The 15,836-nt window shown below is 60.6% G+C and carries 12 protein-coding genes and 1 pseudogene; 11 read left to right on the forward strand and 2 right to left on the reverse strand.

The annotated features are described in order from the left end of the window. Positions 1-17: 17 nt before the first annotated feature. The 8 genes from NKH59_RS25530 to NKH59_RS25565 all read left to right on the forward strand — a co-directional run bounded on the left by NKH59_RS25530 (position 18) and on the right by NKH59_RS25565 (position 10,843). A complete protein-coding gene (locus tag NKH59_RS25530; RefSeq protein ID WP_352470891.1) occupies positions 18-1,196 on the forward strand; it encodes a DUF3095 domain-containing protein in 1,179 nt (392 codons plus the stop codon). Between the two features lie 104 nt (positions 1,197-1,300). Beyond that, positions 1,301-2,644, forward strand: a complete 1,344-nt coding sequence (locus NKH59_RS25535; RefSeq protein ID WP_352470890.1) for a nucleotide sugar dehydrogenase — start codon at positions 1,301-1,303, stop codon at positions 2,642-2,644. A 51-nt stretch (positions 2,645-2,695) separates the two neighbouring features. Continuing rightward, positions 2,696-4,036 (forward strand): adenylate/guanylate cyclase domain-containing protein, encoded by a 1,341-nt coding sequence (locus NKH59_RS25540; protein ID WP_352470889.1) that lies wholly within the window; start codon positions 2,696-2,698, stop codon positions 4,034-4,036. A gap of 149 nt (positions 4,037-4,185) precedes the next feature. Next, positions 4,186-6,081, forward strand: a complete 1,896-nt coding sequence (locus tag NKH59_RS25545) for an ABC transporter ATP-binding protein (protein ID WP_353023453.1) — start codon at positions 4,186-4,188, stop codon at positions 6,079-6,081. After that, the gene (locus tag NKH59_RS25550; RefSeq protein WP_023675965.1) at positions 6,078-7,976 is read left to right on the forward strand and encodes an ABC transporter substrate-binding protein; all 1,899 of its coding nucleotides are present in this window, start codon (positions 6,078-6,080) and stop codon (positions 7,974-7,976) included. The genes NKH59_RS25545 and NKH59_RS25550 overlap by 4 nt, the downstream gene beginning before the upstream one ends. Positions 7,977-7,978: 2 nt before the next feature. Next, positions 7,979-8,977 (forward strand): ABC transporter permease, encoded by a 999-nt coding sequence (locus NKH59_RS25555; RefSeq protein WP_023675966.1) that lies wholly within the window; start codon positions 7,979-7,981, stop codon positions 8,975-8,977. After that, positions 8,974-10,155 carry an ABC transporter permease gene (locus NKH59_RS25560; RefSeq protein WP_352470886.1) on the forward strand — a complete coding sequence of 394 codons (1,182 nt, stop codon included), beginning with the start codon at positions 8,974-8,976 and terminating at the stop codon, positions 10,153-10,155. The genes NKH59_RS25555 and NKH59_RS25560 overlap by 4 nt, the downstream gene beginning before the upstream one ends. 208 nt (positions 10,156-10,363) lie before the next feature. Then, on the forward strand, positions 10,364-10,843 hold the full coding sequence (locus tag NKH59_RS25565; RefSeq protein ID WP_352541938.1) for a class I SAM-dependent methyltransferase: 480 nt from the start codon (positions 10,364-10,366) through the stop codon (positions 10,841-10,843). Between the two features lie 37 nt (positions 10,844-10,880). On the opposite strand, the gene NKH59_RS25570 is transcribed toward NKH59_RS25565, so the two are convergent. After that, positions 10,881-12,296 (reverse strand): adenylate/guanylate cyclase domain-containing protein, encoded by a 1,416-nt coding sequence (locus NKH59_RS25570; protein ID WP_352614639.1) that lies wholly within the window; start codon positions 12,294-12,296, stop codon positions 10,881-10,883. Positions 12,297-12,500: 204 nt separating this feature from the next. Between NKH59_RS25570 and NKH59_RS25575 the strand changes: the two genes are divergently transcribed. The 3 genes from NKH59_RS25575 to NKH59_RS25585 all read left to right on the forward strand — a co-directional run bounded on the left by NKH59_RS25575 (position 12,501) and on the right by NKH59_RS25585 (position 15,513). Beyond that, positions 12,501-13,307 carry a hypothetical protein gene (locus NKH59_RS25575; protein WP_352834874.1) on the forward strand — a complete coding sequence of 269 codons (807 nt, stop codon included), beginning with the start codon at positions 12,501-12,503 and terminating at the stop codon, positions 13,305-13,307. A 91-nt stretch (positions 13,308-13,398) separates the two neighbouring features. Further along, a complete protein-coding gene (locus NKH59_RS25580) occupies positions 13,399-13,923 on the forward strand; it encodes a GNAT family N-acetyltransferase (RefSeq protein ID WP_352470882.1) in 525 nt (174 codons plus the stop codon). A gap of 204 nt (positions 13,924-14,127) precedes the next feature. Beyond that, positions 14,128-15,513, forward strand: coding sequence for a hypothetical protein (locus NKH59_RS25585; protein ID WP_352500817.1), 1,386 nt, complete (start codon positions 14,128-14,130; stop codon positions 15,511-15,513). A gap of 78 nt (positions 15,514-15,591) precedes the next feature. Here NKH59_RS25585 and NKH59_RS25590 read toward each other — a convergent pair. After that, positions 15,592-15,802, reverse strand: a pseudogene (locus NKH59_RS25590) (adenylate/guanylate cyclase domain-containing protein); the annotation flags it as partial. Positions 15,803-15,836 lie beyond the last annotated feature (34 nt).

The following is a 15,836-nucleotide window of genomic DNA, read 5'->3' on the forward strand; positions in this document are numbered from 1 at the left end:
CACCCTCAAGCACTGGAATGTGCTATTTGATGCTCATGGAAACAGCTGCCGCGTCCGATCCGTTTGTCGCTTCTCTGCCGGTCTTCGCAAAGTTCGAAAGCGTTGCCGATATCGATAACTATCGGCCTCTCCCCGATGGCTGGGCGCTGGCCACCGCAGACATCGTCGGCTCGACCAAGGCGATCGAGGCGGGGCGCTATAAAACCGTCAATATGGCCGGTGCCAGCGTCATTTCGGCGCTGCTCAATGCGCTGGGTAGGCAAGATCTTCCCTTTGTCTTCGGCGGCGACGGTGCGCTCGTGGCGTTTCCCGGCTCGGCGCTGGAGATCACCCGCAACGCGCTGGCGGCTGTCCAGAGATGGGTGGCGGACGAACTGGACCTGACCTTGCGTGCCGCAATCGTGCCGATAAAGGATATAAGAGCGCAAGGCCTCGACGTTCGCGTGGCGAGGTTCCAGGCCTCCGATGCGGTCTTCTATGCCATGTTCGCCGGAGGTGGTGGCAGTTGGGCGGAAGCCGAGATGAAAGCGGGGCGCTACCGCATCGATCCTGCGCCGGCCGGCGCGCGGCCGGACCTGACCGGCCTCTCGTGCCGCTGGAACCCGATCGAAGCTCGCCATGGCGAAATCGTCTCGATCATAGCCATACCGGGGGCGTCGCGCGACTTGCGCGGTTTTCAGTTTCTGGTTTCCGACATCATCGCCCTTGCCGGCAGGCAGGAACGCGATGGCCACCCGGTGCCGGTGAACGGGCCGGACTACAGTATGCTGCCCGCCGGCCTCGATATCGAAGCGCGAGCCACGGCGCCGGCAGGACGGCGGTGGCTGTCGAAGCTGTGGATAGTGTTCCTAATGACTCTTACGGCTGTTACGGATAGATATGGCTGGACGATCGGCAGATTCGATCCGAAGATCTACAAACGCGAAGTGGCCAGCAATTCGGATTTCCGGAAGTTCGACGATGGCTTGAAGATGACCATCGACGTTGACGCGGATGTGTTGCAACGGATCGAGGACCGGCTGAAACAGGCGGAAGAGGCGGGCATCTGCAACTATGGCCTGCACCGCCAGAAATCGGCCTTGATGACATGCCTCGTCGCATCGCCGCTGCAGCGCGATCACGTTCATTTCATCGATGGCGCCGCCGGCGGCTATGCGATGGCTGCCGCAAGCCTTAAGGCGAAGGTGCCGGTCTGACGCTTGCGGACATCGATTTTCCGCAATATGCCTCGGGGCTCTTGTGAGCGGTGAGCCTCACCATGGAAGCGGACGGCCTGTCCGAATTGACGGGAAGCAGATTTTTGGACGCCTCACGATCGACATATGACCGTCTTCTGAACCGGATTTCGACGCGTGCCGCGCAAGTCGGCGTGATCGGACTGGGCTATGTCGGGTTGCCGCTGGCGGTTGCGATCGCACGCGCCGGCTTCCCGGTTTCCGGCTTCGACATCGAAGGCCAGAAGGTCGAGAGCCTGAACAACGGCCAATCCTACATCGAGGCGGTGACGTCGACAGCTCTTGCCGGCCAGGTGGCAAGCGGACAGTTCCGCGCCACTGCGGATTTTGCCGAACTGGCCGTCTGCGATGTCATCATCATCTGCGTTCCGACACCGCTGACGAAACACCGCGAGCCGGATCTCTCCTTTGTCAGGAACACCGCAGGCACCATCGCGAAGCATCTGCGTCTCGGCCAGCTGATCGTGCTGGAATCGACCACCTATCCCGGCACCACCGACGACGTGATCAAGCCCATCCTGGAAAAAACCGGCTTGCAGTCGAGGATAGATTTCTTCCTCGGCTTCTCGCCCGAACGCGAGGATCCCGGCAACCGCAGCTTTGAAGTCGCGACGATCCCCAAGGTCGTGGCAGGTGACGGCATTGAAGCGGCGACGCTCGTGCAGGCTTTCTACCATGGCGTGGTCAAGACCGTCGTTCCGGTTTCCACCACGGCGACCGCCGAGGCGGTCAAGCTGACGGAAAACATCTTCCGCTCGGTCAACGTCGCCCTCGTCAACGAGTTGAAGATCGTGCTCGGTGCGATGGGAATCGACATCTGGGAGGTGATCGAGGCGGCAAAGACCAAGCCCTTCGGCTACATGCCTTTCTATCCCGGCCCTGGACTTGGCGGGCACTGCGTTCCGATCGATCCCTTCTACCTGACGTGGAAGGCTCGCGAATACGAACTGCCGACCCGCTTCATCGAGCTGGCGGCAGAGATCAACACGGCCATGCCGCGTCATGTGGTCGATGAACTGGCGAAGGCGCTGGACCGGCGCTGCGGCAAGGCGCTCAGCCGCTCGAGCATTCTCATCATCGGGCTCGCCTATAAGAAGAATGTGCCCGACATCCGCGAAAGCCCCTCATTGCGGCTCATTGAACTCATCGAGGAATGGGGCGGCAAGGCGGAATTCCACGATCCGCATGTTACCGAAATCCCGGCCACACGGGAGCATATGGCGATCAAGGGGCGTCGCTCGGTCGAATTGACCGAGGTGGCCTTGAAGGATTTCGACGCTGTCGTCGTTGCAACCGACCACGACGCGATCGACTATCAGGCGATCGCGGATCACGCTCTACTGATCGTCGACACACGCAATGTTTTTGGCCGCCTCGGGCTAGCCCGAGAGACGGTGGTGAAGGCCTGACGGCGTCCGAGCCGGCGAATTTGTGGCGGATCAAGGAGATTTCGAGATAGCATGAGCACAGCGCAAGCAGAAATTTCTGCCATTCTCATGGATAAGGTTGCCGATTGGCTGACCCAATCGGCGTTGGCGGGCAACGACCTGGAAACATTGGTAAGGGGCTTTTGTGAACGGCTGGCTGCTGCCGGCCTGCCGTTGAAGCGGGTGCATTTGAGCTTTTCGATGCTTCATCCGCTTTATGACGCGCTCGGCTTCACCTGGCTCCGCGGCCAGGGCCTGGAAGTGGAAGGCTTCCGCAAGGAGAACGGCGTTCATTCCGACAGATTCCTGACCAGCCCATACTACCATCTGCTCAGCCATAAGCTGGACCATCTGCGGCGCCGGCTCGACCCGTCGGTGCCGTCGGAATTTCCTGTTTTCGATGACCTCAAGCTGATGGGCGTCACCGATTACATGGCTTTTGTCCATCCCTTCAGCGGCAACACCAGTCAGGGCATGATCGGGTCTTGGTCCACCGACAGTGCTGCAGGCTTCAGCGACAGCATGATTTCGGCGCTGCTGCGTATCCAGAACCATCTCGCTATCGCAACCAAGATGGCGGTGCTCACCAAGCTTGCCGACAACATGATGACCACTTATCTCGGCGGCGACGCCGGCAGGCGCGTGCTCGAAGGCCAGATCAAGCGCGGCGAGGGTGATACAATCCGGGCGGCACTGGTCATGGGCGACATGCGCGGGTCGTCAAGACTTGCCGAAACCTCCGGCCGCGAAGTCTATATCGATACGCTGAACCAGTTTTTCGACGCCGCTGCTGCACCTTTCAATCGCAAGGGTGGGCAGATCATGAGTTTCATAGGTGATGGCTTCATTGCCGTCTACCCTTGCGCAAGGCACCGTTCACAGTCCGAGATCGCCTGCCAGGCTGCTCTTGCAGCAGCGCACAAGGCCACCGCGCGCATGATGGATCTTAATCTGCGCAGAAAGCAGCAGGGATTGAGCGACATAAACTATGGTATCGGGCTGCATGTCGGCAATGTGATGTTCGGCAATGTCGGGCTTACCGACCGGCTCACATTCTCTGTCTTCGGCTCGGCTGTAAACGAGGTCCAGCGCCTCCAGACCCTGACCAAGAAATATCCGCACAGCGTTCTCGCCAGCAAAGACTTCGCCAGCTATTGCGGCGCCAACAACTGGCTGGCGCTCGGCATGGAGGAACTGGCGGGCATCAGGCAGAAGCTAACGGTGCTTTCACCCGATTTGTCGGGTGCTCTGTCGCTCGACGAAGATGGTGCGCTGGAGCCGATTTACGACCGCATATCGGACGCCGAGCAGGTCATGCTGCTTCATCGCAATGCCGCGCGGCCGTCCGCGGGCGACCCGAGGAAGCTCCAGTAACCGCCACGCTCTGATCCGAACGCGTTTGGTATGCAGTCCGGTCGCCGGTTCCGCCAGGGAACTGGCGACTGTTCGAATCCAAGTTGCTCTAGGCTGGCAATGCGTTAGTCTCGCCTTCTGGACGTGCCAGAGTGGGGGCTGGTGTGAGAATGAATTTGGGCGTTGATCTGCTGCGGATCGAGGATGTTGGCATCTCTTTTGCCATTATAGGGGGACCGTTGCATGCTGTCAGGCGTGCAAATCTTCGCGTCCTGCCCGGCAAGGTTACCGCGCTTGTGGGCGAGTCCGGTTCCGGAAAATCGGTTCTCAGCCAGGCAGTGATGGGCATTTTGCCGAACACAGCCCATGTTCGCGGCCGTATCCTGTTTTCCGATCCAAAAAAGCCCGGTACGACGCAGGATATCCTGCAGATGCCGCGTGACGGAACCGAAATCCGGGCGTTGAGAGGCAGCCGCATCGGCAAGATATTTCAGGAGCCGATGACATCGCTGTCGCCGCTGCATACGATCGGCAATCAGGTCAGCGAATCCCTGCAGATTCATACGCCCATGGCCCGGGTGGAGCGCAAGGCGCGGACCGAGGAAATGCTCGGCCTTGTCGGCTTTCCCAACCCCAAGCGCGCCTATGACATGTATCCCTTTGAACTTTCGGGAGGATTGCGTCAACGCGCCATGATCGCCATGGCGCTTATCTGCCGGCCCGCCCTGTTGATCGCCGACGAGCCGACGACGGCGTTGGACGTGACCATCCAGGCGCAAATCCTGCAATTGCTGCGCGAGCTTCAGACGAAGCTGAACATGGCGATGCTGCTGATCACGCACGACCTTGGCGTAGTCGCCAATGTCGCCGACGAGGTGGTGGTCATGTACCATGGCGAGATCATGGAAGCGGGACCCGTGGAGGCGATATTCCGCCGGCCGGGCCACCCTTACCTGAAGGGCCTGATGGCAGCCGTTCCGCATTTCGACCTGAAGCCCGGCGAAAGGCTAAAGGCGCTCCGCGAGGTGCCGGTGAATGTCGGGAACCTGCTCGGCAAGCAGACGGCGCCGGCATCGAAGGGGCCGAACGACCTCCTGCTATCGGTCAGCGATCTGACAAAGACCTTCACGATCCGCAAGTCCGGATGGTTCGGCGGAGATCATCAAACCTCTGTTCGCGCCGTGGACGGCGTGAGCTTTGATATCAGGCGGGGTGAGTGCCTGGGTCTTGTCGGCGAAAGCGGCTCCGGCAAAACCACCGTCAGCAAGATCCTCATGCGGGCTGTCACCCCTACCGGCGGCTCTGTGATCTTCAATGGCCGCGATGGTCCGATCGACGTCTTGGAAGCCGAGGGAGACGCCCTGCGCATGCTGCGCGCGAAAATCCAGATGGTATTCCAGGATCCGGTTTCGTCGCTTTCACCCCGCATGACGGTGGAGAACATTTTGAGCGAGCCGCTGGAAATCCATCGACGTGGCAATGCCGCGTCCCGACTCGCCACGGTCAAGAGCCTGATGCAGGCAATCGGGCTCGACCCGCGCTTCATAAAGCGTTATCCGCATAGTTTCTCCGGCGGGCAGCGTCAGCGTATCGGCATCGCGCGCGCGTTGGCGCTGGGGCCTGAACTCCTGATCTGCGACGAGCCGGTTTCGGCACTCGATGTCTCTGTCCAGGCGCAGATCCTGAACCTTCTGAAGGACCTGCAGAAAGAACTGGGCCTGACCTACCTGTTCATATCCCACAACCTCGCGGTGGTGGACTACATGGCAGACCGTATCGCGGTGATGTGCGGCGGGCGTATCGTCGAGCTCGCGCCGCGCGAAATTCTGCTTAGGAAACCGGTCCACCCCTACACGCGCTCATTGGTCGCCGCAGTACCTTTCCCCGATCTCGACAGGCCGATGGATTTCAAGACGCTGAAACTCAGCGGCGCTTCCGACACCAGCGCATGGGGACCGCAATTCCGCGACGAGAGCGACGAGGATATGCTGTCGCCGCTCGATCTTGGCGGCGGCCACCTCGTGCTGGCCCGACGTTCGGCCGATTTCAGCGAGCTACGCCATTGATCAGCCGGCGCACCGTCCTTGGACTCATGGCTTCGGCATTTCTGCCGGGCACGTTGCGCGCCGGCGATCTGGAGCCGGAATTTCTTGAGCCGCAGCTGAAGGCCAGAGCGCTGCCGGCACTCGCCGAACGCCTGCCAAAGCGCCCGCGCGCGTTGAATCTCGCTGCGATGGGCCGGCAGCCCGGCCAATATGGCGGCACGCTGCGCACGATCATCGGCAGCCAGAAAGATATCCGGATGATGACGATCTACGGGTACGCTCGCCTGGTCGGCTATGACGAAAAGCTTAACCTGCAAGCCGACATTCTCGAAAGCTTCGATGTAGCGGATGATCGTGTCTTCACTTTCAAGATACGAGAAGGACATAAATGGTCTGACGGTAGCCTGCTGACGTCGGAGGATTTTCGCTATTGCTGGGAAGATGTCTGGCTGAACGATGAGCTTTCGCAAGGCGGGCTCGCCCCGGCCCTGCTGGCGGACGGCAAGCCGCCACGCTTCGAGATCGTCGATCCGTTGACAGTCCGCTATAGTTGGGATGCGCCCAATCCCGACTTCCTGCCCAAGCTCGCCGCTGCTTCGCCCCTATCGCTTGTTCTGCCGGCCGCCTATCTCAAGCAGTTCCACAAGAAATACCAAGATCCATTCCGGCTCGCCGGCCTAATGAAGGAGAACCGGGCCCAGAAATGGACGCTCTTGCATATCCGCATGTCGCGGCAGTATCGCCCGGAGAACCCGGAACTGCCGACGCTCGATCCCTGGCAGAACCGGACCAAGCCGCCGGCTGAGCAGTTCGTCTTCGAGCGGAACCCGTTCTTTCATCGAATAGACGAGAATGGCCGGCAACTGCCTTATGTCGACCGGATTGTCATGAATGTCAGCTCGTCGGCGATCATTTCCGCCAAGACCGGTGCGGGCGAGAGCGACCTGCAAGGCATGGGAATTGACTTCACCGATTACTCCTTCCTGAAGGATGCGGAGAAGCGCTACCCGGTGAAGATGCATCTCTGGAAACGCACACAAGGTTCGCGGCTGGCGCTGCTGCCCAATCTGAATTGTGCCGACCAGGTGTGGCGTGGCCTTTTTCGTGACGTGCGCGTGCGCCGCGCACTTTCGCTCGCTGTGGACAGGCGCGAGATCAATTTGGCTGTGTTCTACGGATTGGCGCAGGAAAGTGCCGATACGGTCCTGCCGGAGAGCCCGCTCTACCGGCCGGAATTCGCGAAAGCCTGGGTCGCCCATGATCCCGACCAGGCCAATGCCCTGCTCGACGAGGTCGGGCTTCAGGCGCGTGACGATGACGGCCTGCGGATACTCCCCGACGGACGCCCGGCGCAGCTCGTAGTGGAAACGGCCGGCGAAAGCACGCTGGAAACGGACGCGCTCGAGCTCATCACCGATCACTGGCGCAAGATCGGCATCGCCCTGTTCATCCGGACTTCGCAGCGCGACATCTTCCGCAGCCGCGCGCTTGGTGGCCAGATCATGATGTCGATGTGGTCGGGCATCGACAATGGCGTGCCGACCGCCGACATGAACCCCTACCAACTCGCCCCCACCGTCGATGACCAGCTGCAATGGCCGCTCTGGGGTGCTCACTACTTGTCCCGTGGCAAGGTCGGCGAAGCGCCCGATCTTCCGCCCGTGGTCGAGTTGATGGCTTTACTCAAGCGCTGGAACGCATCGACCGAAGCCACGGAGCGCGCCGAGATCTGGAATTCAATGCTGTCGATCTATACCGATCAGGTGTTTTCGATCGGCACGGTAAACGGAACGCATCAGCCGATTCTGGCATCCTCGCGGCTGCGCAATCTGCCTGACAAGGCGCTCTACGGCTACGACCCGACCGCCTATTTCGGTGTCTATATGCCGGATACATTCTGGCTTGGAGAGTCCTGAGCGTGCTTCGATATTTTGTCTGGCGTATCGCCGTGATGGTTCCAACGCTGCTGGTCATATCGGCACTGGTGTTCACGATCATCGAACTTCCCCCAGGCGACTATTTCGACAGCTATGTTGCCGAGCTTCGGGCTCAGGGCGAAGCGGTGGATTCCGATCGCATCGAGATGATGCGCAAGGAATATGGTTTCGACAAGCCACCGGTCATTCGCTACTTCTACTGGGTCGGCGGGATGCTGCACGGCGATTTCGGCTATTCCTTCGAATATGAGCTGCCGGTTCGCGACGTCGTCGGGGACCGAATGTGGCTGACGGTGCTGGTTTCCTTCGTCACGATCATCTTTACCTGGCTCATCGCCTTTCCGATCGGCATGTACTCCGCCACGCATCAATACAGCTGGGGCGACTACGGCCTGACTTTCTTCGGCCTTCTCGGCCTTGCGATTCCGAACTTCATGCTGGCGCTGATCCTGATGTATTTCGCCAACATCTGGTTCGGAACGTCTATCGGCCATCTCATGGACCAGCAATATCTCGGCGAGCCGATGAGCTGGGCCAAGGCGAAATCGATCCTCGCCCATCTCTGGATTCCGGTCTTGATCATCGGCACCGGGGGCACGGCAAGCATGATCCGGCGGCTGCGCGCCAATCTGCTCGATGAGCTACATAAGCAATATGTCGTGACCGCGCACGCCAAAGGCCTTCATCCCTTCAGGGCGCTGGTCAAATATCCGCTGCGCATGGCGCTCAATTTCTTCATTTCGGATATCGGCTCTATCCTGCCGGCCATCATCTCCGGTGCCGAAATCACGGCGATCGTGCTGTCTTTGGAAACGACCGGGCCGATGCTGATCAAGGCGCTGCAAAGCCAGGACATGTATCTCGCAGGGTCGTTCCTGATGTTCCTCGCCTTCCTGACGGTCATCGGCGTCCTGATTTCCGACCTGGCGCTGGCGCTACTTGATCCGCGAATTCGTTTGCAAGGCGGCAGCACCAAATGAACACGCAATCGCCGCTGCCCGCTCCGGGTGCCCCACTGCAACACTACGTTTCCATCGAGCCCTTTGACCTGCAGTCGGTCGAGGCGATGACGCCGGAGCAGGAGAAGGTCTTTCAGGCGTCGCAGTTGCGGCTGATGTGGTGGAAATTCCGTCGGCACCGGCTTGCCCTTGTATCCGGCATATTCCTGGCAGCGCTTTATTTCGGGATACTGATCTGCGAGTTCCTGGCGCCCTACGATCTGCACACGCGCAACATGGACTACATCTATTCGCCGCCGCAGCGGGTGCACCTGTTCCACAACGGCGAGTTCGTCGGGCCGTTCGTCTATGGCCGCCAGATGACGCTGGATATGGACACGCTCAAGCGGAACTACATCGAGAACCAGGATGATGTTCAGCGGATCCGTTTCTTCTGCAAGGGCGATAAGTACCGGTTCTGGGGCCTGATCGAAGGTGACAGGCATTTTGTCTGCCCCGCCGAAAACGGCCAGCTCTTTCTGGCCGGCACTGACAGGCTGGGGCGCGATGTGCTCTCGCGCATCATCTATGGCGCCCGCATTTCACTGACAATCGGCCTCGTCGGCATCAGTTTCAGCTTCCTGCTCGGCATTGTCATCGGCGGACTGGCCGGCTATCACGGCGGTATCTTCGACCTGATCGTCCAACGGATAATCGAAGTTCTGCAATCGATCCCCAGCATTCCGCTATGGCTGGCTCTGGCGGCGATCATGCCGATAACCTGGAGTCCGATCCTGATCTATTTCGGCATCACCGTCATCCTCGGGCTGCTCGACTGGACCGGACTGGCGCGGGCCGTGCGTTCAAAGCTTCTAGCTTTGCGCGAGGAGGATTACGTTCTGGCCGCGCAATTGATGGGCGCCAGAAGCAGCCGCATTATCGGGCGGCATCTCATTCCCGGCTTCATGTCGCATCTGATCGCGACGGCGACGATCTCCATACCCGGCATGATCCTGGGCGAGACGGCGCTGAGCTTCCTCGGGCTCGGCCTGAGGGCACCGATAACCAGCTGGGGCATCCTGCTCACCGAGGCGCGCAGCGTCAGCGTGATCGCGTTCTATCCATGGCTGCTTTTGCCGATGCTCCCCGTCGTTCTCGTCATCTTGGCGTTCAACTTCCTGGGCGACGGGTTGCGGGACGCCGCGGACCCCTACAAATGACATCGCTGTTCCGCCGCGCGCTGCGCCGCCGATTCCACCCGGTATGATCCTTGTCGGCAGCCTGTTCGCTTGTTGCAGTGTTCATCGTTCGCCTCTACACGCGGCAAGACTCGATCGGGGTTTAGCTCGTCGGCCTGGGTTTCAGCCGCGAAACGCTCTGGTCGGGGGCAGTTGATTTCGTGAACTGGTTCTGGACATACAATCGCACATGAGTCGCCTTGACAGTTTCATCCGGAGGATGACCGCACAGCGCGACATACTCGATCATGTCTGCGCCGAGGTTGCGAAGATGGAGGGCCCCGTGCTCGAGCTCGGCCTCGGCAATGGCCGGACGTTCCACCATCTGCGCGAGCGCCTGCCCGGACGCCGGATCGTAGCGTTCGATCGCGCACTTGCCGCACACGCCAGCTCAATTCCCGAAGCTGAAAACCTCGTGCTCGGCGAAATACGCGAGACGGCGAGCAGGTTCATTGGCATCGACGCCGCTCTTGTTCATGCCGACATCGGCACCGGCTATGAAGATCGCGATGCAGTGACCTCTACCTGGCTTCCCGATCTGACCGCGCGCCTGCTTCGCGTCGGCGGCATCGCGGTCAGCGGCACGCCGCTCGATCACCCGCAGTTGCAACGCCTCTCGCCGCCACCTTCGATTGCCGCCGATCGTTATTTTATCTGTAGGCGCGTGTGAGGGGCCGGGACGAGCCAACTCTTCAGGGGCCAAGCCTTCAGGGGATCGTGTATACTGCTATCTCCCGGTCAATGCCTCGCAGCGAGACCTCGTGGGGCACGGGCGTCAGCGCGTTCCTATGTAAGAGATCGGCGGTGAGATTGTCGTCGACCACCGCTCGAGTGGCGAAGATCGCCTGTGCGTTGGCAAGGTTCTGCACCCGCGAAGCAATGTTGACCGTCTGGCCGAAATAGTCCTGTCGCTCATTCATCGACACGGCGATGCAGGGGCCGGCATGGACTCCGATCTTGAGCAGCAGATCCTCGCGGCCGCTCTTGTCGTTGAGCGTACGCATGGCATCGCGCATCCTGAGGGCTGCAGCAATCGCACGATCAGGCGTCGCGAAGGTCGCCATCACCGCATCACCGATCGTCTTCACCACCGCGCCTGCCTCCGCCGTGACGATCTCGTGCAGAACCTGGAAATGCTCGCGCACGAGATCGAAGGCTGAAAGGTCGCCCACCCGCTCGTAAAGCTCGGTCGATCCGCGCAGGTCGGTGAACAGGAACGTCAGGCTGGTGATCTTCAGGCGCTGGTTGATGTCGAGTGTATCCGTGCGATAGAGATCGCGGAACGTCTGGTTGGTGAGCAGGCGCTTGGCGGTCAGGAAGGGCCGGCGTTTGCCCAGGAAATCATGCAATGTCTGGCCGGCGATGAAGACTGTCGGCAGCACGCGGGTGTCGGTCCGGTTTTCCAGCGAAATGCGCAACGGGCCGGGTTGCATCTCCAGCGTCTGGTTCTGGACATGGTCGCGGTCGAAGGCCAAAGAGAGGCTCCGGCGCTCCTTTGTTGGTTCGCCCTTCCCGTCGATGAACTGCGCTGAATGGGTGACCGGCTCGAAGACGATGATGAATTCAGACGGAAGCTGTATGGTCAGAACCGCCTTTTCACCGGGCGCAAGCTCGATATCCTCCAGCGAGAACGCTTCCAGCTTTTTCACGAAATCCTCTTCCGGCAGATCGACGCCGGACGCCCAGTAGATCTGGCGGAAATATTCCGCCACCGGCAGTTCGTGTGGATTGTGTGCGGCAATCCTGCGCACGCGGGGACTGACGGTGAATGTCACCTCGACCATCTCGTCGAGAGTCGGTGAATAGCCCTCGGAGCACAGCGCGCAGGTGTATTCGTCCTTTTGCAGGGTTTTCAGCGTGGCGTTGGTGTCGAGCACACCGCCGCAGCCGGGGCACAGAACATTCCAGGAAATGTCGAAGATGCCCACCCGCGCCGCATGGAGAAAGGCGCCTATTGCGCGCTCCTCGTCGAGGTCATGCTTGCTGGCGAAGGCTGGCGCATTGATGCGGCAAAGTTCGCGGTCCTCGCCCTCCGCGATGGTTCGCTTCATCGCGTCAATCGCCTGCGGATCGACATCGGCCGATTGTCGCAGAAGTGAGAATAGATCCTGAGCTTCGTTCATCGTGCAGGCTCCGGAAAATGCACCTCGAGGCGTTTTGACCGGACCGATCTTTGGTCCGAGTGTTCCATCTTACTTCGAAACGGACCGTACGGCCATTCGAATGGATAAGCCTGGTGACCGTTCAATTTCCATTCGGCGGATTTTAACCGGCCGCAAGCAGCACTATGATGGTCCATGGAGCATTCATCTTTGGGATTTTCTTCCATGCCGACATCAGACAATCCGCCATTTCCCGCGGTCCTGCGCCTTTTTTCTGCGGGGGTCATCGTCGTCCTGATCGTAGGCGCCGGCCTGTTTTTCATGCCTGCGCTGGTGAAACCGGGCTGGCCTTGGGCCGTCACGCCGTTCAATGCGCGCTTCCTCGGTGGCTTCTACACCGCCGAAATGGTCGTGATGGCGGCACTGCTGGTCTGGAATCGCTGGTCGCCCGGCAGGCTCGTGCTCGTCATGGCCTTCATCTTCACCGTCATCGTGTCGGTGGCTTCGTTCATCAATCTCGGCTATTTCAACTTCGAGCGCAAAGCGCCTTGGCTGTGGTTTTTGGTCTATCTTGCTTCGGCCGCGCTATCCGGGCTGTTCCTGTGGCGGGCCAGGGCCCGTCCTTCCGCAAAAGGCGTGACCTTAAATCCCGCATGGCGCGGCTACATGCCGGCGGAATCCGCGATCCTTGGGCTCTATGGCGTCGGCCTGTTGCTGTTTCCCCTGACATTCAGTGGCATCTGGCCATGGCCGATCGATGCCTTCCACGCTCAGGTCTACAGCGCCATCTTCCTCGCCGGTGCGGGCGGTATATATCTCGTCTGGAGAAGCGCGCCGCGCGAGGAACTGCTGGTGATCGGGTTGGCGCAGTTTCTGGTTGGCCTGCTTGCCATCCTCGGCGTCGTCATCACCGACGCTGCGGTGCACCGGATCGACTGGACGGCGACCGGGACATTGTGCTGGCTCGCCCTTTTCGGCTGGATAGGCATCAGCGGCGTGTTCAAACTCTACGCTGCCTCCCGGTATTTTTAGCCCGCAATCGGTATCATAGGTCAGAGACGGCTGGATTTTCAGGTGGCGTCCGGTGCATCGTACCGGGCCGATTGCCTTCGCCGGGAACGCCATGACCAGCACGACCTCGCCACCCGCCGAGAAAATCCAGCCGCTGCTGCGGTCCGTCCGGTCAAGCGATGCGGAGGCGCTTTGCGCTATCTTCAACATGCCGGGCTTCCGCTGGGGCACGCTCAGGATGCCTTTCGAGATGGTGGAGCAGGTGGCGCGGCGCATTGCCAAGTCCGGCCCGGAAACCACCTGGATCGTTGCCGAGCTGGACGGCAAGGTCGTCGGCCATGGCAGCCTGGTCGTGCAAGGTTCACCGCGCCGTTCGCACATCGGCGAGATCAATATCGGCCTTGACGATGCCTTTGTCGGCAAAGGTATCGGCTCTGCCATACTTGGCGCGCTGCTTGACGTGGCCGACAACTGGCGCGCCCTGAAGCGAGTCGAATTGACCGTCTATGCCGACAACGAAGCGGCCCTCCGTCTCTATAAGAGCCACGGCTTTGAGATCGAAGGCCGGCATGTGAAGGCCGGCTTTACCGACGGGCAGTACCACGACCTCCTGAGCATGGCCCGGCTGCGGTTCTAAGATCCGCTGTTTGCCTTAGCTGTTTGGCCAATCTGACAATTCGTGCCGAGGCAGCGAACAGGGGATTGCTCAAGGAGAACTGCGTAGGATACGGTCATTTCGTCTCACACCACCTTGATCGAATTGACGATCTATGTGGGCCGGCCGCATCCAGCAAGTCTGGTCTCGCTTGGCGTTTACACCGCAAGCGGCTAGACGGGACCAATGACCGCCGTCTTTGATCCAACCCCTACCCCTCCGCGGGAAATTCTGGCTGTGCTGTCGCTGCTCTGCCCGGAGGTCGTGCGCGACATCGAGCAGAACTGGAATGCACCGGTTTCCGATTACGCCCGCCATCTGTGGCGGCCGGTGGCAAGGCCTGCATCGGGCCCGGCGATCGCTGCCCGCTCGATCCTGCGCGAAGTCCTGCATCAGCGCCTCGGTAGGATCATGCAGCCTGAGGAGATCGGCAAAGCCCTCGACGAGTTCGAGCACAGACCGGTGATTCAGTCCGGCCTGCACTGCTTGCTTCTGATGGACCGGATCACCTTCGATGCCCTTCTGCTTGCCTGGCTCGGCGCGGTCGAAAACGGGCTGTCGGCCTTCGTCGGCTTCATGGGAACGACGATGACCATGGAGACAGTTGGCCGGGAGGGGCCGGGATGGCTCGATGTCGGCGACGACAAGGTCAACCTGTTTGGCATGGGGCGCCACAAACTGTGCCGCAAAAGCGCCTGCGTGGCCGGTCCCGTCTCCATCAACAAGCGCGCGCTCGAAGCGGTGGGCGATGAAACGGATGCCAGCCGCTGGCTGGGCACACTGCTTGCCAGCCGGGACAAGGTGTTTGAAACCGCCGCCGATGCGCTGACTGAACTGAATGAGGATCTGGTCGCCAATTGGGATCGTGCCGGCATGGCCCTGCCGGTTTTCGTCGATGATCGAGTCGCCGCGGCTGCCATGGCGCGGCATCTAGAATATGACGGCAGCCTTCTTTCCAGGCTGCTGATTGAACCCGCAAGACGCCAGCGTCTCGAACATGCCTGGCAAGAGGCCGCATCGAGCCCATTTGGCAGATTCCTGCCCAATGCCACGGACTATTTCTGGGGCATCCGCGAGGAGCGCGTGCGCAAGCTCGTTCTCGAGAACGGGCACCTGATCGAGCCCGACAGGCCGCAAGGTCTTTCCATCCCGTTCGAGCGGCCGTATCTCAGGCAGGCGCTGCTGGACGGCGTGCTGCTGCCGAACTTGTTCCTGACGTTCCTCGTCCTTGCCATATTGCCGCGCGTGCGGGTCGTGGGCGGCCTGAGACAGATTGGCTATGTAGCGCTTTTCCACTCGATCCTCCTGGCCGTGCTGGACGAAAACGTGCCGGAAGAGCGCGATCTGGCCGCGGAACTGCAGGTTCGGGAAAATGCCTGGGGCATGCGGGTCATCGATGAAAAGATCTCAGTCCGCGAGCAGCTTGCCGTCCTGCCGGAAGGAGCGCTCTTCCCGGACCTGCTCCGGCAATACCGATTGCGGACATTTGCCGAGACGACCGACGACCTGAAACTGGTTCGCGAAAACGCCAGATGGCGCAAGATCGGCCAGGCAGAGATCAAGCCGACCTGAGCCTAATTCGCAACCGCAAGCGACGGCGATCCATCGGGGAGCCTCTGGCGTCTGACCCCGCCGCACAGGCCTCACCTGTCATTGCACCACACCGCCCTTGCGGAGCCCATCCACCACGTGTTCGAAATCGACCGGTTCTTGTGGCAGACCAAGACTTTGTAGCGGTATCCAGCGAATAGTCGCGATTGACGCGAAGCACCTCCTGCCATGGCGCGCGGGCCTCGGCGAAGCGGCCCAGATGACCGTAGCTGGCGGCCAGAAACGCGCGCGAGACGTCGGTGACAGCGTTTGCGAGCCAGCCGTTGCATCAGAGGTCATGGGTA

This window comes from Mesorhizobium sp. M0998 (assembly GCF_040318885.1).
Lineage (GTDB): Bacteria > Pseudomonadota > Alphaproteobacteria > Rhizobiales > Rhizobiaceae > Mesorhizobium.